This is a genomic window from Rhodopseudomonas rhenobacensis (assembly GCF_014203125.1).
Taxonomy (GTDB): Bacteria; Pseudomonadota; Alphaproteobacteria; order Rhizobiales; family Xanthobacteraceae; genus Rhodopseudomonas_A; species Rhodopseudomonas_A rhenobacensis.
This window is the reverse complement of the sequence record NZ_JACHIH010000004.1, coordinates 154,207-173,879: the sequence shown is the minus strand read 5'-3', so window position 1 is coordinate 173,879 and position 19,673 is coordinate 154,207. Positions and strand designations below refer to the sequence as shown.

At 63.9% G+C, this 19,673-nt stretch carries 24 protein-coding genes and 1 pseudogene; 10 read left to right on the top strand and 15 right to left on the bottom strand.

Annotated elements, in window-relative coordinates:
* Window positions 1-79 precede the first annotated feature (79 nt).
* On the top strand, window positions 80-490 hold the full coding sequence (locus HNR60_RS05810; RefSeq protein ID WP_184255511.1) for a hypothetical protein: 411 nt from the start codon (window positions 80-82) through the stop codon (window positions 488-490).
* A 180-nt stretch (window positions 491-670) separates the two neighbouring features.
* On the opposite strand, the gene HNR60_RS05805 is transcribed toward HNR60_RS05810, so the two are convergent.
* The 3 genes from HNR60_RS05805 to HNR60_RS05795 form a co-directional block, all read right to left on the bottom strand.
* The gene (locus HNR60_RS05805) at window positions 671-1,312 is read right to left on the bottom strand and encodes a sensor histidine kinase (RefSeq protein WP_184255272.1); all 642 of its coding nucleotides are present in this window, start codon (window positions 1,310-1,312) and stop codon (window positions 671-673) included.
* A 266-nt stretch (window positions 1,313-1,578) separates the two neighbouring features.
* A complete protein-coding gene (locus HNR60_RS05800) occupies window positions 1,579-1,845 on the bottom strand; it encodes a DUF6719 family protein (RefSeq protein ID WP_430694878.1) in 267 nt (88 codons plus the stop codon).
* Window positions 1,842-1,994 carry a hypothetical protein gene (locus tag HNR60_RS05795; RefSeq protein WP_184255270.1) on the bottom strand — a complete coding sequence of 51 codons (153 nt, stop codon included), beginning with the start codon at window positions 1,992-1,994 and terminating at the stop codon, window positions 1,842-1,844. Before HNR60_RS05795 ends, HNR60_RS05800 begins: the two co-directional genes overlap by 4 nt.
* 70 nt (window positions 1,995-2,064) lie before the next feature.
* On the opposite strand from HNR60_RS05795, the pseudogene HNR60_RS24075 reads away from it, so the two are divergent.
* Window positions 2,065-2,316: pseudogene (locus HNR60_RS24075) on the top strand (PaaI family thioesterase); the annotation flags it as partial.
* 261 nt (window positions 2,317-2,577) lie between these two features.
* Window positions 2,578-3,222: a GNAT family N-acetyltransferase gene (locus HNR60_RS05790; protein ID WP_184255268.1), complete on the top strand. Its 645-nt coding sequence runs from the start codon at window positions 2,578-2,580 to the stop codon at window positions 3,220-3,222.
* 125 nt (window positions 3,223-3,347) lie between these two features.
* Here the strand turns inward: HNR60_RS05790 and HNR60_RS05785 are convergent, their stop codons facing one another.
* The 3 genes from HNR60_RS05785 to HNR60_RS05775 form a co-directional block, all read right to left on the bottom strand.
* Entirely contained in the window at window positions 3,348-3,647 is a 300-nt protein-coding gene (locus tag HNR60_RS05785; RefSeq protein WP_184255266.1) for a hypothetical protein, read from the bottom strand.
* A 220-nt stretch (window positions 3,648-3,867) separates the two neighbouring features.
* Entirely contained in the window at window positions 3,868-4,041 is a 174-nt protein-coding gene (locus tag HNR60_RS05780; RefSeq protein ID WP_184255264.1) for a DUF1328 domain-containing protein, read from the bottom strand.
* A 111-nt stretch (window positions 4,042-4,152) separates the two neighbouring features.
* A complete protein-coding gene (locus tag HNR60_RS05775; RefSeq protein WP_184255262.1) occupies window positions 4,153-4,617 on the bottom strand; it encodes a hypothetical protein in 465 nt (154 codons plus the stop codon).
* A 190-nt stretch (window positions 4,618-4,807) separates the two neighbouring features.
* Here HNR60_RS05775 and HNR60_RS05770 point away from each other — a divergent pair, with 190 nt between their 5' ends.
* Window positions 4,808-5,653: a tetratricopeptide repeat protein gene (locus HNR60_RS05770; RefSeq protein WP_184255260.1), complete on the top strand. Its 846-nt coding sequence runs from the start codon at window positions 4,808-4,810 to the stop codon at window positions 5,651-5,653.
* Window positions 5,654-6,058: 405 nt separating this feature from the next.
* Here HNR60_RS05770 and HNR60_RS05765 read toward each other — a convergent pair whose 3' ends face one another.
* Entirely contained in the window at window positions 6,059-6,250 is a 192-nt protein-coding gene (locus tag HNR60_RS05765; protein WP_184255258.1) for a hypothetical protein, read from the bottom strand.
* A gap of 184 nt (window positions 6,251-6,434) precedes the next feature.
* Here HNR60_RS05765 and HNR60_RS05760 point away from each other — a divergent pair, with 184 nt between their 5' ends.
* Entirely contained in the window at window positions 6,435-6,677 is a 243-nt protein-coding gene (locus HNR60_RS05760; RefSeq protein WP_184255256.1) for a DUF2171 domain-containing protein, read from the top strand.
* 110 nt (window positions 6,678-6,787) lie between these two features.
* On the opposite strand, the gene HNR60_RS05755 is transcribed toward HNR60_RS05760, so the two are convergent.
* The 4 genes from HNR60_RS05755 to HNR60_RS05740 form a co-directional block, all read right to left on the bottom strand.
* A complete protein-coding gene (locus tag HNR60_RS05755) occupies window positions 6,788-7,540 on the bottom strand; it encodes a tyrosine-protein phosphatase (RefSeq protein ID WP_184255254.1) in 753 nt (250 codons plus the stop codon).
* Between the two features lie 59 nt (window positions 7,541-7,599).
* On the bottom strand, window positions 7,600-8,205 hold the full coding sequence (locus HNR60_RS05750; protein WP_184255252.1) for a CPBP family intramembrane glutamic endopeptidase: 606 nt from the start codon (window positions 8,203-8,205) through the stop codon (window positions 7,600-7,602).
* A 216-nt stretch (window positions 8,206-8,421) separates the two neighbouring features.
* On the bottom strand, window positions 8,422-8,655 hold the full coding sequence (locus HNR60_RS05745) for a hypothetical protein (protein WP_184255519.1): 234 nt from the start codon (window positions 8,653-8,655) through the stop codon (window positions 8,422-8,424).
* 202 nt (window positions 8,656-8,857) lie between these two features.
* Entirely contained in the window at window positions 8,858-9,031 is a 174-nt protein-coding gene (locus HNR60_RS05740) for a Flp family type IVb pilin (RefSeq protein ID WP_184255250.1), read from the bottom strand.
* Between the two features lie 849 nt (window positions 9,032-9,880).
* Between HNR60_RS05740 and HNR60_RS05735 the strand changes: the two genes are divergently transcribed.
* The 5 genes from HNR60_RS05735 (at window position 9,881) to HNR60_RS05715 (ending at window position 12,323) form a co-directional block, all read left to right on the top strand.
* Entirely contained in the window at window positions 9,881-10,150 is a 270-nt protein-coding gene (locus tag HNR60_RS05735) for a hypothetical protein (RefSeq protein WP_184255248.1), read from the top strand.
* A 102-nt stretch (window positions 10,151-10,252) separates the two neighbouring features.
* Complete coding sequence (locus HNR60_RS05730; protein ID WP_184255246.1) at window positions 10,253-10,597, top strand: hypothetical protein; 345 nt, start codon at window positions 10,253-10,255, stop codon at window positions 10,595-10,597.
* Between the two features lie 93 nt (window positions 10,598-10,690).
* Window positions 10,691-11,281 (top strand): NADPH-dependent FMN reductase, encoded by a 591-nt coding sequence (locus HNR60_RS05725; protein ID WP_184255244.1) that lies wholly within the window; start codon window positions 10,691-10,693, stop codon window positions 11,279-11,281.
* A 189-nt stretch (window positions 11,282-11,470) separates the two neighbouring features.
* A complete protein-coding gene (locus tag HNR60_RS05720) occupies window positions 11,471-11,989 on the top strand; it encodes a hypothetical protein (RefSeq protein WP_184255242.1) in 519 nt (172 codons plus the stop codon).
* A gap of 151 nt (window positions 11,990-12,140) precedes the next feature.
* Window positions 12,141-12,323 carry a hypothetical protein gene (locus HNR60_RS05715; RefSeq protein ID WP_184255240.1) on the top strand — a complete coding sequence of 61 codons (183 nt, stop codon included), beginning with the start codon at window positions 12,141-12,143 and terminating at the stop codon, window positions 12,321-12,323.
* Between the two features lie 188 nt (window positions 12,324-12,511).
* Here the strand turns inward: HNR60_RS05715 and HNR60_RS05710 are convergent, their stop codons facing one another.
* The 4 genes from HNR60_RS05710 to HNR60_RS05695 all read right to left on the bottom strand — a co-directional run bounded on the left by HNR60_RS05710 (window position 12,512) and on the right by HNR60_RS05695 (window position 18,873).
* On the bottom strand, window positions 12,512-12,811 hold the full coding sequence (locus HNR60_RS05710; RefSeq protein ID WP_184255238.1) for a hypothetical protein: 300 nt from the start codon (window positions 12,809-12,811) through the stop codon (window positions 12,512-12,514).
* Between the two features lie 383 nt (window positions 12,812-13,194).
* Window positions 13,195-13,425, bottom strand: coding sequence for a DUF2442 domain-containing protein (locus tag HNR60_RS05705; RefSeq protein WP_184255236.1), 231 nt, complete (start codon window positions 13,423-13,425; stop codon window positions 13,195-13,197).
* Between the two features lie 117 nt (window positions 13,426-13,542).
* Window positions 13,543-14,943, bottom strand: a complete 1,401-nt coding sequence (locus tag HNR60_RS05700; RefSeq protein ID WP_184255234.1) for a hypothetical protein — start codon at window positions 14,941-14,943, stop codon at window positions 13,543-13,545.
* Window positions 14,944-15,105: 162 nt separating this feature from the next.
* Window positions 15,106-18,873: a vitamin B12-dependent ribonucleotide reductase gene (locus tag HNR60_RS05695; protein WP_184255232.1), complete on the bottom strand. Its 3,768-nt coding sequence runs from the start codon at window positions 18,871-18,873 to the stop codon at window positions 15,106-15,108.
* Between the last annotated feature and the right edge of the window lie 800 nt (window positions 18,874-19,673).

Here is a 19,673-nt window from a genome sequence, read left to right as displayed (position 1 = left end):
GCGCGGCGTGCCGGGCAGGGCGCCGCATGGTTGGATGGTGGCGGCGATCCGCCGATCCGCAGGCAATGGTCGAAGTCTGATGATGGTTCGGGTGTGTGCGTTGCTGGCGTTGCTGATCGCGAGTCTCGGGACCGCGGGCACCGCCGTCGCACAAGTACCGTCGCAACGCCCGCTCGCCGGGCCGGCGCTGGCGCCGATCTGGATGCCGAAATCCGTCGATCGGCGGGGCGAGTTCATCCGGCTGTGCACCTCGCACATGGCGGGGCGCTGGGCGCATCCGCAGGCGGTATGCGGTTGCCTACACGATCACGCCGTCGCGTCGGTGCAGGACCCCGATCTGCGCGCCGCGCTGTTGCGCGGCATCGGCGAAACCGGCGTGCCGACCATCGAGGCCGACTGGGTGCCGGCGGAGAAACAATCGCAGATCGACCAGACCTTCACCCAAATCGCCAAGCCGGCGCTGCAATGCATGTTCGAACCGCTGCCGTGAGGTTCCGATTCATAACCGTCACAACGACCCCGACGATCAAGTTCGTCATTTCGAGGAGCTCTTGCGACGAAGCAGTCCAGGACTGCACGTGAATCCCCTGGATTACTTCGCTGTTCGGCCGGCGCTGCGCGCCGTCCTCGGCTCGGAATGACGTCGGCGCTGGTCGATGTCGCGTGACGGCTAGCCCGCCATCGGCGCCACCATCTCGAAGCTGAGTCCGCTGGGGCCGCTCGACCAGTGATGCGCGGCGCGCGAGCGCTCGCTCAGCGACTTGATCAGCCGCATGCCGACATGGCCGTCGCGCCCGACGTCGAAGTTATCGGGGAAGCCCACGCCGTCGTCCTGGTACAGATAGGTGAGGGCGTCGCTGGCGTCGCGGCGACAGCGAATCCTGATCCGCAGCGGAAGCCCGCCCGGATGCGAGTACTTCGCCGAATTGGACAACAGCTCGGCAGTGATCAGTCCGAGCGGCAGCGCCAGCCGGAACGGCACGATGTGTTCCGGCGAACAACTGACCGCGAACGTTGTCGGGAAGTAACACAGCGCGCGCACCGAGCTTTCGCAGACCTGTTCGAGATACTTGCGGAGCTGGACCGTGCCGGTCATCGACTGCGCCAGCAGGCTGTGCAGCCGCGCCACCGCGTCGATGCGGTTGGCGATTTCGGAAAGCGCGAGCCGGGGATCGCCGAGCTCTCCCTTGAAGGCCTGGAGCCGCACAATACCGCTGATCAGGGTCAGGCTTTTCGCGATACGGTAATCCGCTTCGCCGCTGATGTTGTGATCGTCCGAGGCGTCGGATCTGGCGGTTGATCGCCTGGTCATGAAATAGCCTCCGCAGACAGCTGCGTCGCAATAAACAAACATACCACAATGGCGTCACGATGGCGCGACGTGAATGGTGTTAGTGTTACAGAATGCTGCCGCGAACGGAACTGCGTAGTCTTCCGTGGTGTGGATATCTGCGCCGGCGAGGCGCTCGCAATCACCACGGCAAGCGACCGGCCGGATCGGCGAGGCGCTGGCGTCTGCAGCGAAGGCGCCGACGTTGGCGGTATGAGGTCGCCACGGGCGGCGTACCTTCGCAGTTGTTACTTCTTCTTGGTGCCGAAGCGCGGTACGCAGCTGCGGGTCCGGGTCACGCCCGATGCCGTCAGCGTCGCTCCCAAGATTTCCTTGATCTGCCCGGTCGGACACGATCCGTCGTCGACCTGGATGCGCTGTCCGAGCCGCAATTCGATGATGTCCTGCTCGCGCGGAACCTGCTCGATCGCGGACGCGGTTTGCATCGAAGCCGCCATGCCGCCGACCGCGGCAAGCAGCAGGTGAATCCGGCGCGTGGCTTTGCTCGTCATCATTTGTTCTCGATTTTCAAGCCGTCGGGACCGACGTTGATCTGCAGCCCCTGCGGTTCCTTCTTCTCCTGATAGAGATTGTAGCCGACGACGCCGAGCACGACGACCAGCGCGCCGATGATCAGGAACAAAACATTGCGATTGTTGGGCACGTGGCTCTCCAAGGTTGCAGGGCCGCGACTGTAGTTGCCGGACGACGATTCTCAAAGCTGCACGGTGTTCCAAGGCGGTGCGGTGATGGCTTTGGCCGATAGGGGCCGGCGGCCACCGTGCTCAATCTGCCGGAAGGCGCGCGAGGCACCCCCACGATCGAGAGCAAGACCAATTTCATCGGCGCCGCCAAGGCCGGCGTCGTCGCGCGCGGTAGCCGAGCCGGTGCATCGCGGTCGCCGCACCCAGGTGTGGCAGACCCGGGTCGGGACCGAGGAGGGCAGGCTGGTGGCGGTGGTCACACAGACCCAGATGGTACTCTGAACCCGCGTGGACGCGCGCCATGCGGCACAACCACGGGCTGCCGCTGGGGGTAACCACAGGCCCCGGTGGTTTGATTTATCTTAAGTCCTCTTTAATTGCAGTCCTTTAGATTTGCTTAAGACTTGCTCCGCATGGGCTCCGACAAACCCCTGTGGCATACGCATAGCCTATGCTCTTGAAATGCATGGTGCGATGCACAATATTGGCGGTCTAGGGAATCGAACGCCTCCTCGAGGGCCTTCTTCCAAGAGGAGTTAGGCAATGAGCGACGCTGCGATAGCTGGTCAGACGGCTACCAAGTGTAGAGTTCGATCATTGATCAATCAGGAGCTGCCGCTCTTGAAGGATCATCTGATGCGGCTCGATGCAGAGAGCCGACGGGATCGCTTCAACGGTTATGCCGACGAAGGGTTCATCGAGCGCTATGCCGCGAAATGCGCCGGCGACGGGACCATCATCTTGGCTTACTTCGCCGAGGACGGCGCGGTGCATGCCGCGGCGGAACTGCATCAGCCCGACCTGTCGTCGGATTCGCTGCCGGAGATCGCCTTCAGCGTCGAGGCCAACCTGCGCCGCAAGGGCGTCGGCAGCACGCTGTTCAAGCAGCTGATCGCGGTGGCGAGTTCGCTGGGTTACGAGCGGCTGCGGATCACCACCGGCTCGCAGAACCAGGCGATGCGCGCGCTGGCCAACAAGTTCGGCGCCCATCTGACCTTCCGGCGCGGCGAATCCACCGGCACCATCGATCTCAATCCGAGCGTCGAAGCCCCCAATCTGGCGGCGGATGGACGCAATCTGGAAGCGACCGAAGAAGTGCCGGCGGATGCGGCGAAGGCCTTGATCGATTTCAATCAGGCCTGCTGGGCGCTGTTTCTGCGCATGTCGGGTGGCGGCAAGGCCGCGTAACCCGATTTTTCCCAGAGCAGCGCCGACGCTTCGGTCGGCGCGAGCGCGGATTTGTTTCTAATCGCGCGCAGCTTTCAATCAATTCAAAAGCATGAGCCCGCGGCGACGCCGCGGTTGGCGGCGGCTTAGGAGCCGATCCGCTTGTCGTTGCCGAATTTGCGGGTGACGCGGCGCTCCACCACGATCGAGCGCTGAAAGCCTTGCTCGCCGGTGATTACGCGGGTGGTGCGCGCGGCGGCGCGGCTCTGCTTGCGCACTTCGGTCTGCACCGCCTCGATCGGCATCCCCATCAGCGAGGCGGCGATTTCCGCCTGCGACTCCACATCGTCGGTGATGCCCATCGCGGCGAAGATCGCTTCATCCAGCGTCGGCGGATCGCGGCGCACGCGCCGCACGCCATATTTCGTATTCCAATCTTCGCTCATTGGTCGGCCCGTGGCTGCGTCGATGAGAGGGAGTGATCGCATGCTGCGACGTACAAATGAATATTACGTGGCAGACTCGTCGCGATGTATTTGCCTCGATTGATTATCGGGCGCGTTGCGCCAGATCAATAAAGCAAACCCCCGCATGCGCGCAATTGCCGCTGTGCGCATCAAACACTCTACGCGATCGGGTTGAAGGCCGGTCGTCCTGCAATCCGGGTCAGGCCCGGAAGATCGTCAGTCCGAGCAACAGCAGCACCAGGAAGATCACCAAGAAGATGTAGAACAGGATGCGCGCTACGTCTGCGGAAGCGGCCGAAATCCCGGTGAAGCCCAGCACGCCGGCGATCACCGACACCACGAAGAAAATCAGCGCCCACTTCAGAATCGTCATCGCCAGCTCCGTCGCGTTACTTGCAACGCTTGAACGGGCCTGAGCGGCGTTGGTTCCAGCCAGGTGTGCAATGCGGCTAACCCGCGCCAATGATCAGCGGAGAAATGTTCGTCAGGCGGCCGAGCGCCGCAGCCTGGCGATCACGCCGGCTGCGACCTGCATGGTGGTGCCGATCATCCAGGCGACGCCGATCGACAACACCAACGCCAGCGCCATCCGTTCGTCGGCGACGATCGCGTAGACCGAGATCACCGCGGCGAGCGCGGTGAGGAAGGTGCCGGTCGCGCTGAACAGCTCGACGGAGTCGGTCTTGACCACGTCGCTCGGCGGCGGCGGCGCGTCGGGGTCGTGCAGCGGCGGCGGCAGGTCGATGCCGAGATAAAAGCCGACAGCGCCAAATAACAACATCGCCAGCGCAATGCCTCCGGCGCCGAGATCGACATTGCTGCGGATCAGATTGGCGGCGACGAACAGCCCGCAGGCGGCGCCCGCCATCGCCAGCCCGATGCGCTCCACGACGTGGGCGGATTTGCTGAGCAGCGAGCGGGTGTCCCAATTGGCGTGACGCTTGGTCATGGCCCTGTGTAGCAGAAAGCCGCGCCGCTTTCACGCGGCATCGGAGCCGCAAACAGGTCATGCGGATGCGCTGTAGCCTGATGCCGCTCGCCCCTTGTGGTTATCGGCAAGGATGATGCGCACGAGGCCGGCTTGCTGGCGCCGCCGCGCGGCCTTAGGTTGGCGCGCATCGACCAACCGGCAGGACATCATGATCAAGTCCCTTCGTACAATTTCGCTCGCCGTGATCGGCGCCGCTCTGCTGACATCCGGCGCCGCGGTCAGCCCGGCGTGGGCGCAATCCGCCGACCTGGTGTTGTGCGACCGGCTCGCCGCCGATCCCGCCGATCCGGACAAGCCGGCCGACGTCAAGGGCGTGTCGGAGATCGCGCCCGGCGACGTCGCCACCGCGATCAAGTTCTGCCGCACCGCCGCGGGCTCCTCGCGCCGCGCGCTGTATGGACTCGGCCGCGCCTATGCGGCCAACCGGCAGGGCGCCGAGGCGATCGCGGCGTATCGCAAGGCCGCCGACAAGGGCAGCACATCCGCGATGGTCGAACTCGGCGTGCTCTACGCGACCGGCGCCGGCGTCACCAAGGACGACGCCGCGGCGCGAAAACTGTTCGAGCGCGCCGCCGAGGCCGGCAATCCACGCGGCATCAGCAATCTGGCGGCGCTGTCGGGCGGCGGCGCAGGGCCGGCGGATCCGGTGCGCGCCCGCGCGCTGCTGGCGAAGGCGGCCGAGAGCAATGCCGAGGCGCAGTACCAGCTGGGCCAGATGCTGGCCGAAGGGCAGGGCGGCGCCAAGGACGATGTCGGCGCGCGCGGCCTGTTCGAGAAGGCCGCGGCGCAGGGCCACGCCGCCGCGATGGAGCGGATGGGGGCGTTCGCGCAGAGCGGTCGCGGCGGACCGAAGGATTCCGCCGCGGCGAAGGACTACTATCAAAAGGCCGCGGCGCTCGGCAACGACGACGCCAAGGCGGCGCTGAAGCGCGCCGATTGCCCCTACGTGCTGAAGGACAAGCAGGGCGGCGTGGTCACCAATCTGTGCTTCTAGAGTGCGCAACCGGTCCGACAAAAGCCGGCATCCCCGCTCAGAGCCCGACCGAAAAAGTAGCGCGCAAAGCCAGGGGTTTTGTCATTGCGAGCCGAGGGCGGCGCGCAGCGCCGCCCGAACAGCGAAGCAATCCAGGGCCTCACGTGTAGCCCTGGATTGCTTCGTCGCAAGAGCTCCTAGGAATGACGGGTTTAATGCCCGATTTCATTGATCGTTTTTTGAGTCAGGCTCTCAGGATGACGCCGTCATTCCGGGGCGCGAGGGCGCAAGCCCGAGCGAACCCGGAATCTCGCCACAAGTGAAAGCGCCGGCCCTGGTCGCGAGATTCCGGGGTCGCTCACGGCTGACGCCGTTTGCGCCGCGGAATGACGACAACGTAATCACGCGCCGTCCAGCAAGCCCCGATTAGCGCCGATGCGCCGCCGCCGGTTCTGCTGCCGCCTCGTGGCCGATCGAGCAGCCGCAGCATTCGCCGGCCTGATGGTCGTGGCTGGCTTTGATCTCCGCCAGCAAGCGGGCTTGCTGGGCGTGGAGCTCGGCGGCGCGCTGCCGCGCCTCGCGGCCGTAGCGCTCTCTCAGACGTTCGAAAATCCGCATCTTCGCTCTCCCTGCTGATGATGCGGCAGCTTGCCGGATCGCGGCGGCGGTTCGTTGCGCCGGCGCAAGCTCGGCGCGGAATGCCGCCGTTTCGCGCGGCGCGGCGCGCGGCGAGAAATCCGCGCTCGCTCGAACTTAAACCGGGCCTGCGCGTTAGAGGGTTCCATTCCTCGGAGAACAGACCATGGCTGGCGTCAACGGCATCAAAGAACATATGGAAGTGATCGGCGCGGACGGCGTGCATATCGGCACGGTCGACAAGGTCGACGGCCAGCGCATCAAGCTGACCAAGGCCGACAGCGGCCAGGGCAGCCACAAGGGTCATCACCATTTCATCGAAGGCAGCCTGGTTGCCGAAATCGAAGGCAACAAGGTGCGGCTGTCGGCCAATGGCGACGTCGCGGTGACGATGGAAGAAGAGCAGTAACGGGCGCACGCCGCAGCGCGGGCGCTGCGGCTGATCGAACGAGCCGGGTAGGACGAAAGTCCTACTCGGTTTTTTTTGGATATCAACCGTGCGCAGATCCAGGCGGCGGTCTATCGCTCCAGGTAGCGCGCCTCGAGCTCGCAGCACGCCTGCGGCGAAAGCCCGAGGCCGTCGGCGAAGTAAGCGTCGAGACCGCCGTACTCGGTGCGGATCGCCTCGAACGCCGCGGCGAGAAACGAATCTTCCACCGAGACCAGCACCGCGGTGATGTCGGGCGGCAGCGGCAAGGTCCGGGCGGTGGCGTCGTCGAGCCGGTAGTGGCGGTTGGTCAGCAGATAATCCTCGACGATGGTGGCTTCGGCGACGCCGAGCGCGTGCAGGATCAGCGCGCAGGCAAAGCCGGTGCGGTCCTTGCCGGCGGTGCAGTGGATCACCAGCGGCGCGTGGTCCTCCAGCAGATGCCCGAACAGCGCGCGGAACGCCTTGGTGTTGTTCTGTACGAAGTCGCGATAGGATTCGCGCATCAATTCCGCGGTCTCCGCGGCGGACAGTGGCTTTCCGGCCATCAGCCGGTCGCGCAACGCGATCATGATCGCGGGTTCGATCGGCAGCGAATGCACCGTGATGTCGTCGACGCAGCACATCGTGCTGAGCCGCTCCTCGACGCCGCGCAGATCGAACGCGCTCCTCAACCCGAGCCCGCGCACAACCGCGATGTCCTCGCCGCTCAGATGGGCGAGGTGGTTGGAGCGAAACAATTGCCGCCAGCGCACGCTGCGGCCGTCCTTGCCCGGATAGCCGCCGAGATCGCGGAAATTGCAGGCGCCGGTGAGGGCGAGGTGTCGTGGAAAAGAATCGAGCATGGCGGCAGTTTAGCCGATCGGCGGTGGCGAGGGGATGACAGATCGCAGGCGATCGCGCGTCAGGCGATGCCGAGCGAGAACGCCAGCGTGCCGACCGCGGCATGCGACAGGATCAACGGCCAGATGTTGCGCATCTTCAGATAGGCGAAGCCCCAGATCAGCCCGACCAGGAAGGTGTTGAGCATCAGCATGGCGTCGCCATAGGCCAGATGGATCAGCGAGAACATCGCCGAAGAATACAGCACATAGGTCCAGTTGCTGGTCTGCAGTTTGTCGGTCATCAGCTTGGGGATCGCGCGGCACACCACTTCTTGGCAGGGGCTCGACACCAGCACGTAGAACGGCGCGAAGCTGAGCCAGTTCGGCGGCTGCCGGGTGAAGCTGAAGATCTGCGCCTCAATCACCATGATCGCCGCAAGCCCGACGGTGACGGCGCCGCAGCCGATCCAATGTGACATCAGCACCGGCCGGCTCAGCCCGAGCTCGGCGAAGGAAAAACCGCTGTAGAAACACAGCGCGATGCACAGCACCGAGATGCCCAGCAGGGCATGCAGCCGGTACTCGAACGACAGCGCACCCCAATGGATCGCCAGCCCGGGGATCGAGATCAGCGCGGCAAAGCCCGCCAGCGGCGCCAGCGCCCGCCATTGACGCAAAAATGTCATATACCCTTATACCAGACGACGTAAAAATGTCATGCAGCGATACGCCGGTACCCTTCCGACGGTGCCGGCGTGGCAAAGTTTTCGTTCATCGGTCTGGCAACGCCGCGATGGCCGAGGCGTTTCAACCCGCGGCTGTTCAACGTGTTCAATGTCCGGAGTTTTAGCCGCCGCGCCGGGGGCGCGCGGCGAACGGCGCGGCGCGAGAGCTGCGTCCAGTCAGCGCGACAGCCGGCCGCCGCCGCCGACGCTGATCGCGCCGCCGAGTTTGACGCAGGTCGACGAGCCCTCGACCATCACGAAGCCGGGACCGAATGCGGCGCAGGGATTGGCTTTGGCGGCCCGCGGCACCGGCCGCGGCGTCTCGCGCGCCGGCGGTACGCCGGCGATCGGCGGTTCTGCAAAGGCCACAGCCGGCAGCGCCGCGACAAGAACAGCGAAGATCAATCTCATTCGCTTTGATAACGCAGCGCCGGCGCGGTGACCAGTCTCACGATTCTGCACGCCGCGCGGCGGCGTCGGCGCGCCGCTCACCGCAACGTCATCAAGACGTCGTTGACGCAATAGTGAAGCGGGCTCCGACTGAGAATCGAAGCCCGCAGAGAAGACTCTCCAGCCACGGAGAAAATGAAGTAGTTATGTTGCGTTTCCCTCCTTATTGCGGTGTAGTCAATGCCTCGCGCACGCTGACGAATTTCGCATTGAGGGCGGTGCCGACCTCGCCGAGAACGATCGTGATGGCGAGGGCGATGCCGGCGGCGATCAGACCGTATTCAATCGCGGTCGCTCCCGACTCGTCCTTCAAAAATTTCATAACGAGACTGTTCATTCGATCTCTCCTGTTAGTCCGAAAATTTGGCCCGCCTGGGGTGCGTGTCTCAACGCCGCGACCTTGCCGAAGAAAACTTAACTCAGGTTGAATCCGATCGAACAACACACGTATTTGGAGGTTTCTAACTACCTCTGATATCAAATTTTGTCTGAAAACTGCCGGAAATCGCTGCGGCGTCTTCGTCGCACGTAAGTAATAGCGGAGGGTAGTGATAGCAGGACGCGCTCTCATGATGCGCGTGCGACTGACACGCGCGTGCTACGCGCCCGCGACATCGTGCCTCACGAGGGGGTGCGATAGAGCGGGGCCTGACAGCGCGACCAAAAATCTCCGCAACGAAATCAGGCGCTTAAGTCCGTCATTGCGGGGAGCTGTTGCGACGGAGCAACCAAGAGCATTAAGCGACGCCCCTGGATTGCTTCGCTCTCCGGCCGGCGCACCGCGCCGCCCTCGGCTCGCAATGACGGATCGGCTCGAGTTATTTCAATGCGTTATTTTCGGCCGGGCTCTGAGCGGCGGGATGGAAAGAGGACGAGGTGTATCAATGAGTCAGATGCAGACTGATGCCGCGCACGGCCGGTATTCAGGGGCGGTGTTGGTAGGTGGCCGGCTTTCAGTTTCTGCCGCCGGGCGGAACAACGAAGTTGTGCCAGCGTCAACGCATCGAGTCTGGCGGCGTCCTGGCGGTACTCGGAACGAAGCGCCTGCAGCCGCCGGCCGGCGCGGACCCGCCGCGATCCGTCGCGACGCGGCCGAAGGCGGGGCGGCGGGCGGGGCGGGGCAACGATTTATTTCAAATTGCCCGGTAAGGCTGGCGGCCGTCACCGATTCGCGCCGGAGCCCGCTTTGAACGAGACCCTGATTTCCACCTGTCAGATGTTCCTGGTGCCGCTGACCATCCTGTTCGCCGCAGTCGGCGTGGCTAATTCCCGCTTCGTCAAGCTGCTGGTCTGCCTGCTCGGCGTCGGGCTGGCCGGGCTGTGGATCTGGCGGGTGTGGCTGTGGACCGGGCTGTCGCTGATCGACAAGCGCACCGGCATCGGGCTTGCAGGCTGCTTTGCGCTGTGCTGGGTGCTGACGCTGCTGGCGCAGATCAAGAGCAGCTTCCAGCGCTGAGCCGTCCTGCGACGCGCCGGTCGTCGCTGACTCGTAAAATTTCGCTTCGCGGCGCCCCGCCGGGTTTGCTAAAATCAACCTGCCTGTGTTCGAGGACATGCCATGAAGCGCCTGCTGTTGTCCCTTGCCCTGTTGTATTCCGCCACGGCGCTCGCGCAGACCGCGCCGCCCACGGTCGGCGACCGGCCGCTGCTGCAGATCAAGCCCAAGGTGGCCGCCGCCAAGCCCGGCAAGCCGGGGGTAGCGTCGCAGCTGCAGGCCTGCCTGGAGATCGAGGACGGCTCCCGCGAGCGGCTGGACTGCTACGACGCGGTGATCGCGCCGCAGCCGAAACCGAAGCCGCCGAAGGTCAAGGCGGTGACCGACTGCCGCTACACCAAGGAGCAGGACGAGCGGCTGAGCTGCTTCAACGGCTTCGTCGGGAAGCTGGCGAAGCCGCAGGGCTGAGCCGGCGGCCGCGCCCGCGGCTCGCTTGCGGCGACGCCGATAAGTTCACGCGACCGCCGCGTTGCGGTAACGTGGTCCCTTGGGAGGACTCTCATGGGCCATCGTCTGCTGGTATTTTATGGATCGTACCGCGTCGACCGGATGGGCATTCGGCTTGCGGATTACATCGTCGCCGGGTTGCGCGCGCGCGGCGACGAGGTCGAACTGATCGACGCCAAGGCGGTCGGGCTGCCGATGCTGGACCGGATGTACAAGGAATATCCCAAGGGCGAGGCGCCGCCGGCGATGCAGGCGCTCGCCGAAAAGATCCGCCAGGCCGACGGCTTCGTGTTCGTCACCGGCGAATACAATTGGGGAATGCAGCCGGGGCTGAAGAATCTCACCGATCACTTTCTCGAGGAGTGGTTCTGGCGGCCGGCGGCGATCGCCAGCTACTCGGCCGGGCGGTTCTCCGGCGTGCGCGCCGCCACCGCCTGGCACGGCACGCTCGGCGAGATGGGCATGGTGGTGATCTCCTCGGTGCTCGCGGCCGGCCCGATCGCGCAGACGCTCGACGCCGAGGCGGCGCCGATCGGCGACGGCGGCAAGGCCTTGGCGCGCGCGTTCCCGCGCTTTGCCGACGATCTCGCCTGGTGGGTCGAGGCCGCCAAGGCGCAGCGCGACAGGCGCAAGCCGCCGTACTAATCGCCGCTTAGCTGCGGCGTCGCGCCGACGGCCGAGCGCGACGCCAGAATACCTCTCGGCGTGCGCTTTCGCTTAGCACTATCAGGGCACCGCTCGGGCGCGGCGGATTTTTTGCGGCGTGGCGTCGCGCGGCATTGCAATCAGCAGCCGGCGCTACACATGCAAATGATCGGAGAAGGAGGAACGCGCATGAAGCTCGGATCGATCGTGGTGATCAGCATGGCGTTGACGGGGCCGGCCTTTGCCGGCGGCGGCGCGTCGTTCATCGACGGCGTGTGGGTCGGCAAGGGCACCTTTCAAATGGGCGACAAGGTGCACAGCTGCGGCGACATCAAGATGAAATTCATCGGCAGCGAGACCAGCTATCAGGTCCACGAAGCCCACATGGTGTGCGACGAACTCGGCAAGCAGACGTTCACGGAGGTCGACAAGTTCACCGTCGACAAGGATGGCACCATCACCTTCGTCGAAGGCACCGCGACCAATCTGAAGCCGAATACCAAGGTCGGATCGGTGAAGGGTAATTCGCTGGTGACGCTGAACCCGATCGACGACGTCAAGATCGACGACATCAAAATGCGTTTGGACGGCGACGTGCTGATCTACGATCAGATCGCCAGCGCGCCGGGACAAACCCCGGACTACAGCCTGGTAGCAATACTAACTCGGGAGCCGCCGCCGAAGCAGGCGACCGGGGAAAAGAAATAGTGGAACGACGCGCGCTCGGCGGGGTTTCCCCCCGGTAGCGTACGGAGATGCCAGCTGAGCCGGCAAGGAGTAGTATCGCTGCATCATCACGACGCAGGGGCGGCGCCGCGAGCCAGATCGGTCAACGAACGGAACCGAAGGGTTTTACGCAATGATCTGCAGCGAACGCTCGACCCGGGTTTTGCCGGGACTGTCCCAGGCGCTGTCGTGGCTGCGCAGCGGGCTGCCGCGGAGCGACGGCGCGCCGCAGCCGGTGCGGACTTCCACCCTGACGCTGCCGCGCCCGCCGCGGCATCGCCCGACCGGCGCGGCGCAGAAGCCCGCGGTGCGCTAGGGGATCTGACGGCGCGTCGGCCAGCGGCCGATCACGCGATCGTCATCGGCCGCGCCAATCCTCAATCAAAGCATCATGCGCGGTCGGCTTGCGGCGACGCCGTGCGGTGGGTTGAACGCAGTGAAACCACCATACGCCTTGCGAATGGGTGATGGGTTTGGCGAGGGCTCAACCCATCCTACGCCCGCTTACGCGGCGTTCCGTTCGATCTCGCGCGGCGCCACCCGGTCGGCCCGCCGCACCCGGGGCTTCGCCACCGGCTCGGCCGCTTTGACGCCGCGCTTGGCGAACGCGTCCGAGCCGATCAGATAGACCAGGAAGATCAGCGCCGCCGCGGTCTCGAACAACGCCAGCGAGATCACGAAGGCATAACCGAACTGGTAGATCAGCCCGACCAGCACCGCCGCCACGCCGACCAGCCCGGCAATCTGTGCGCGCCCGAGCCGATCGTTTCGCGGGGGTGTGGACGGGCTCTGGGAGGTCTGCATGGGGCGCCTTGCTTTCACAGGAGGGAACCCGCGCCGCCATGGGGCGGCCGGGTCAGATGAGAATGAGTTTGGTTATCATTTTGAGATTTCCGAGGCGTCAAGAAACTTGCGCGGATTTCGCGGGGGGAGGGGTTTTCCAAGGGGTGGGGGCGGCGTGGGGCGGTGTGGCGATTTTGGCGTGGGCGCCGGCGTGGCCGGCTGTTGGCCTTGGGCCGCCGACGTGGCAGCTCGTGGCCCGGCCGCGGGCCCCAGGATCAGGGCAGGCGCTGCGCCAACCCCGGAGGCTCACAGTCCGTCGGGTGGGCAAAGCGCAGCGTGCCCACCTTGCGGTTTCATCTATCGCGGCATCTGGTGGGCACGGCGCCAGCGCGCCTTTGCCCACCCTACGGGCCAATCGCGCCGTGACCACCGAGCAAGCCGGCGATGGAAATGTCCTCGTCGAGCGTGTCCCAATGCAGGCCGACGCGGCTCAATTCGACATCCGCGCGTTGCTCCGGCGTCGCGTGCGCAACCTTCGGAAACCACGCAAGCGGCACGCCGAGCGTCCGCCCGTCGGAGAGTTCGACCCAGAGCGTGTGTGCGTCAAAGCGAACGCTGGTTGGCGAAACGGTCATGGTCGGATTGTAGCCTGTAGCCCGGATAAGCGTAGCGCAATCCGGGGTGACATCTCCGCGGTGGCGACGCCCCGGATTTCGCTTCGCTCATCCGGGCTACGCCTGCTGATCAGTTTATCAAAATAGCCGCTTTGCGATGTCGCTCACCGCGTTGAGGCCACCCCTGAAGTCGCTGCCGCTCTTTGGCAACACAAAAGTGTATCGGTCGTCGTCCTGAAAGACGAGCTTGTAATGCTTGCCATCGCCAGAAACAGTGAAGCCAAGCGTTTCTAATGCTCTCTGAGTCTTGCCGTCCATGCTCTTGTACGACCGTAGCAGTTCCTTCAAGGATTCTCGCCGATCCTGAGCGGGCTTGCTCGCGTGATTTGCCGCGGTAATGCTCCCCAGTACATGTTCTCTACGGCTATCAGCTTGCGCATTCTCTTGAGCACGAACCAAGGCTTCGTACACGAATTGTCGCAGTTCTCCCGAATAGAGCTCGGATTCCGTCCCTGTACTCAAGAACAGACCATTGATGGAGCTCGTGTCGGATTCGTACTTGCGAACTTCCGCCTGCAGCCGAGCAATTTCATTCTCCGCTTCAGAAAGGCGCTCCTTAACAGCGTTGAGCTCCGCGTCGAACGCCAGGGTGTACTTGTCAACTTCCCTCGATCCCGACGATTTTAATCGGGCGTACTCGGACTGTGAAAATGCCTCCTGGACGCCTGCCCAAGTGCACCGCGAGAGGGGCCTTCGATTGAGGAGAGCGGTCCTAACTTCGTCGATGATCGAACGCCTGAGTGCCTTACAGTTATCAAAATCATCAGGGTCAAAGAACGAACGGCGCCCTTGTCCATCGGGCCAATATATTCCTACAACCCCGCCGTAAACGTTCTCTGATTGGACCTCAATTTGAAGGCGTCGCGAGAAGGGACGATTTGGTTCGACAACTACATGGGCCATTCCGGCGAGATCGTACGCTAATGCGCTTGCGTCTATCGTCCGGTTAGCCTCGAAGCCGCAACTTAGGTAGACGACCGGGAGGCGGCATCCGGCGCGCCCTCGGATTAGGCTAGACGCTAATTCAATGTCGTTGTTGCTGAGATGCAATGGCGCGCTTGTAATAAGGATTCTGCCGTCAAGTGCTCCTCCGAGATTTTCTAGCAAAGTTCCTACGATCAGAGGTTTCTTTGCAGGAGGTAGTCGTACTGCCGGATGGCTCGCCTCGCGCGAAACGCGGACGCCTACCCAAGAATCGTTCTTTTGTTGCGAGAAAACGATTGTTGTTTCCCAGTTGATTTCACCAAGCTGCATCCGACGTATTGCAATCGAACGGTCGTCCGTGGAGCATGTGGCGAGCAGCTGAATTCTTTCGCTTGCCTTTTCCGCGACCCAACTTCCGTCATTAGGAATATGATTGAGATCGTTGGCGGTGAAAACCGTGTGGGGAGAGCCCAAGATCCAGCCCCTTACCACGTCGACGAACTGCTTAGTGTTGCAGGTGTGCTCTATAGGAAAATCTGTTGCAAACGAAATCATTGGTGATGCTCAGACGTGGCTCACTAAGAGAGAATGCTAATTTCTCGCAGTTCTGCGAATCCGCCCCTGTTTCTTGCTAAATCGCTGCGGCCGTTCACCTAAGTGTGGAACGGCCGCATTCGTCTTATCGATCGCTATCGGATGCGGAAGTGGTGACGCAACTCAACTACACCCCGTCGTCGCCCCGCACGTGTCGCACTTCATGCAGGTCCCGTTCCGCACCAGCGTGAAATTGCCGCATTCGCCGCACATTTCGCCTTCGTAGCCTTTGGCTTTGGCTTCGGCGCGGCGTTCGGATTTCGACGGCTTGGCCTGTTCGCGCGCGGTGGCGGCCTTGCTCCATTGCAACGCTTCCAGCTTTTCGGTCGGCGACAGGTCGTGGTCGGCTTCCGCCTTCAGCGCGGTGACGCCTTCCAGCGTGTCGGCGACGCGGGCGCCGTGCGCGGCGTGGGTGCCGCCGAGCGCGGTGACCGCGTGCGGCGCCGCGGCGGTGCTGCCGGAGGCCGGCGGCGTGGTCGCCGGCGCCTGCCGCATCACCACCAGGTTGTCGGTGCGCGAGCGGGTCAGGCCCTTCGACAGATACTTGTTGGCCTGCGCCGGCTCCGGTTTGCCCTCGGCGACGCCCTTGCCGAGCGCGTCGAAATGCGATTCGCGCGGATCGACATGGGCGAGGTCGAAGCGGCCCATGTAGCTCACCGCGAGTTCGCGGAACACGTAGTCGAGGATCGAGGTCGCGTACTTGATCGAGTCGTTGCCCTGCACGGGGCCGGCCGGCTCGAAGCGGGTGAAGGTGAAGGCGTCGACATATTCCTCCAGCGGCACGCCGTATTGCAGGCCCAGCGACACCGCGATGGCGAAGTTGTTGATGAAGGAGCGCAGCGCGGCGCCTTCCTTGTGCATGTCGATGAAGATTTCGCCGATCCGGCCGTCGTCATATTCGCCGGTGCGCAGATAGACCTTGTGGCCGCCGACCACCGCCTTCTGGGTGTAGCCCTTGCGGCGGTCCGGCATCTTCTCGCGTTCGCGCATCACCACGATGCGCTCGACCAGACGCTCGACCACCTTCTCCGACAGAGCGGCGGTGCGCGCCGCCATCGGCTTCTCCATGAAAGCGTCGATGCCGTCGTCCTCGTCGTCCTCGTCGGCGATCAGCTGCGAGTTCAAGGGCTGCGACAGCTTGGAGCCGTCGCGATACAGCGCGTTGGCCTTGAGAGCGAGCTTCCACGACAGCAGATAGGCCGACTTGCAGTCGTCCACCGTGGCGTCGTTCGGCATGTTGATGGTCTTGGAGATCGCGCCCGAGATGAACGGCTGCGCCGCCGCCATCATGCGGATGTGGCTTTCCACCGACAGATAGCGCTTGCCGACCTTGCCGCAGGGATTGGCGCAGTCGAACACCGCGTAGTGCTCGGGCTTCAGATGCGGCGCGCCTTCGATGGTCATGGCGCCGCAGATGTGGATGTTGGCGGCTTCGATCTCGCGCTTGGAGAAACCGATCGCGGCCAACAGATCGAAATTCGGCGCGGCGATCTGATCGGGCGTGAGCTTCAGCGTGTCGTGCAGAAACTCCTCGCCGAACGTCCACTTGTTGAAGGCGAATTTGATATCGAACGCGGTCGGCAGCGCGGCCTCGACCTTGGCCAGCGCCTCGTCGGTGAAGCCCTTGGCCTTCAAGGTCGAAACGTTGATCGCCGGCGCGTTGCTGAGCGAACCGTGACCGACCGCATAGGCCTCGATCTCGGCGATCTGGTGCTCCGGATAGCCGAGCACCTTCAGCGCGGCCGGCACCGCGCGGTTGATGATCTTCCAATAGCCGCCGCCGGCGAGCTTCTTGAACTTCACCAGCGCGAAGTCGGGCTCGATGCCGGTGGTGTCGCAATCCATGACGAGGCCGATGGTGCCGGTCGGCGCCACCACGGTGGTCTGGGCGTTGCGATAGCCGTGGGCTTCGCCGAGTTCGAGCGCCTTGTCCCAGGCCGCCTTGGCGTGGGTGACGACGTCTTCCTGCGGGCAGGAGGCGTGGTCGAGCGGCACCGGGTTGACCGCGAGGGCTTCATAACCGCGAGATTCGCCGTGCGCGGCGCGGCGATGGTTGCGGATCACCCGCAGCATGTGGCCGGCGTTCTTCTTGTAGCCGGGGAAGGGCCCAAGCTTCTGCGCCATCTCCGCCGAGGTGGAATAGGCGACGCCGGTCATGATCGCGCTGAGCGCGCCGCATAACGCGCGGCCTTCCTTGGAGTCGTAGCTAAGCCCCATGGTCATCAACAGGCCGCCGATATTGGCGAAGCCGAGCCCGAGCGTGCGGAATTCGTAGCTCAATTCCGCGATCTGCTTGGACGGAAACTGCGCCATCATGACGGAGACTTCCAGCACCACGGTCCACAGCCGGCACAGATGCTCATAGGCATCGACGTCGAAGCGGTTGGTGGTGGTGTCGTACATCGTCAGCAGGTTGGCGGAGGCCAGGTTGCAGGCGGTGTCGTCGAGGAACATGTATTCCGAGCACGGATTCGAGGCGCGGATGTCGCCCGACGATTTGCAGGTGTGCCAATCGTTCATCGTGGTGTTGAAGTGCAGCCCGGGATCGGCCGAGGCCCAGGCGGCGTAGCCGATCTTCTCCCACAGGTCGCGGGCCTTGAGCGTCTTCATCACCTTCTTGTTGGTGCGGCCGATCAGATTCCAGTCGCCGTCGGTCTCGACCGCGCGCAAAAAATCGTCCTTCAGCGAAACCGAGTTGTTGGAGTTCTGTCCCGATACGGTGAGGTAGGCCTCGGAATCCCAGTCGGTGTCGTAGACCGGGAAGTCGATCTCCTTGTAGCCCTGCTTGGCGTATTGGATGACGCGCTTGATCATGGCGTCGGCAACCAGCGCGCGGCGCGCGAGCTTGATCTCGCGGCGCAGGGCAGGGTTCTTTTCCGGGTCGAAGCAGTCGTCGCCACTGCCTTCGCAATTCACGCAGGCCTTCATCACGGCCTTGAGATGCTTCTGGTTCAGCTTGGAGCCGGTGACGAGGGCTGCGACCTTCTGCTCCTCCTTCACCTTCCAGTCGATATAGGTCTCGATATCCGGATGGTCGGCGTCGACCACCACCATCTTGGCGGCACGGCGGGTGGTGCCGCCACTCTTGATGGCGCCGGCGGCGCGGTCGCCGATCTTCAGAAAGCTCATCAGGCCCGAGGAGCGGCCGCCGCCGGAGAGTCTTTCACCCTCGCCACGCAGTCGCGAAAAATTCGAGCCGGTGCCGGAGCCGTACTTGAACAGCCGCGCTTCACGCACCCACAGGTCCATGATGCCGCCCTCGTTGACGAGGTCGTCCTGGATGCCCTGGATGAAGCAGGCGTGCGGCTGCGGATGCTCATAGGCCGACTTCGACTTGGTCAGCTTGCCGGTCTTCCAGTCGACGTAATAGTGGCCCTGGCCGGGGCCGTCGACGCCGTAGGCCCAATGCAGGCCGGTGTTGAACCATTGCGGCGAATTCGGCGCGACCATCTGCTTGGCCAGCATGTAGCGCAGCTCGTCGTTGAAGGCGCGGGCGTCGGCTTCCGAGGAGAAGTAGTCGCCCTTCCAGCCCCAATAGGTCCAGCAGCCGGCGAGCCGGTCGAACACCTGCTTCGACGACAATTCGCTGACGAAGCGCTCGTTCTCCGGCAGCAGCGCCAAAGCCTCGGTGTCGGGCACCGAGCGCCACAGCCACGACGGCACGGTCTCTTCCTCGACCTTCTTCAAGCGCGCGGCGACGCCCGCTTTTCGGAAATATTTCTGCGCCAGCACGTCGGAGGCGACCTGCGACCAGAACTCCGGCACCTCGACGTTTTCGAGGCGGAACACCACCGACCCGTCGGGATTGCGAATCTCACTCGTGGTCAACCGAAACGCGATCTCGGCATAGGGAGACTGGCCGTCCTGGGTGTAGCGCCGTTCGATTTTCATATCGTGCCCCGTTCTGAGCCGAAGCCGCCATTGCGGTCCGGCGATTATAGTCGATACGGGCGGCTTCGCCCGCAGCTTGGCCGGGTGGTCCCGGTCCTGGTTCTCTGCCGCACGATCGGTTCCCGTATACCGGGAAGACGGTCATGCTCTTTCAACGCCTCAGTCGCTTGCGCGAGCCATTTCGCTCGGTTTTTCCGCTCGTTTTAGTCGCCCGCCGGCTGTCGCCGCGGGCAAAGACAAGCCCGCACCCCGCTACCTCGATCGGTGACGGAGTTGGCTCGGTTGACCCAATTGGGAGTGCCCGGCGGGGACTGAAAAACAACGGCGCCGGACGGATCAAAACTAGGCCGACTCCCTCTCGCCCGTCAAGGACTAGTGCGAGTTCCTGAATGAAATACTAAATATGGTGGAAAATACGGGAAAACAGGGGGGGGCGCGATCCCTGATGCCGGCCAAGTATCGGTGAGTCCTCACGGAATCGGAAGGCGAAAAAAATCTTCCGGGCTCACTGCACCCGCTGTTCACAGGCAGGTATTTTTTTGCCTGCGAGGGTTGCTTTCGGGCGACTCAAGCGGCAGCCGGCGCGGGCTGGAAAGCGGTGGCGTCAGGGGGCGGTTTCGGCGCCGTCGGAGCACCGCGGATCCGGCGTCCACCGGCGCGACCACGCGGCTCGGCCGGTGACGTCGCGACCGCGGATTCGTCATCCCGCGGCAAGCCGGGCGACGTACCGGCTTTGCGTCGCCAGCCAGGGTTGCGAGCATTTCCCGGTATGCCGGTCACCCTGGAGACATTCCAAAACG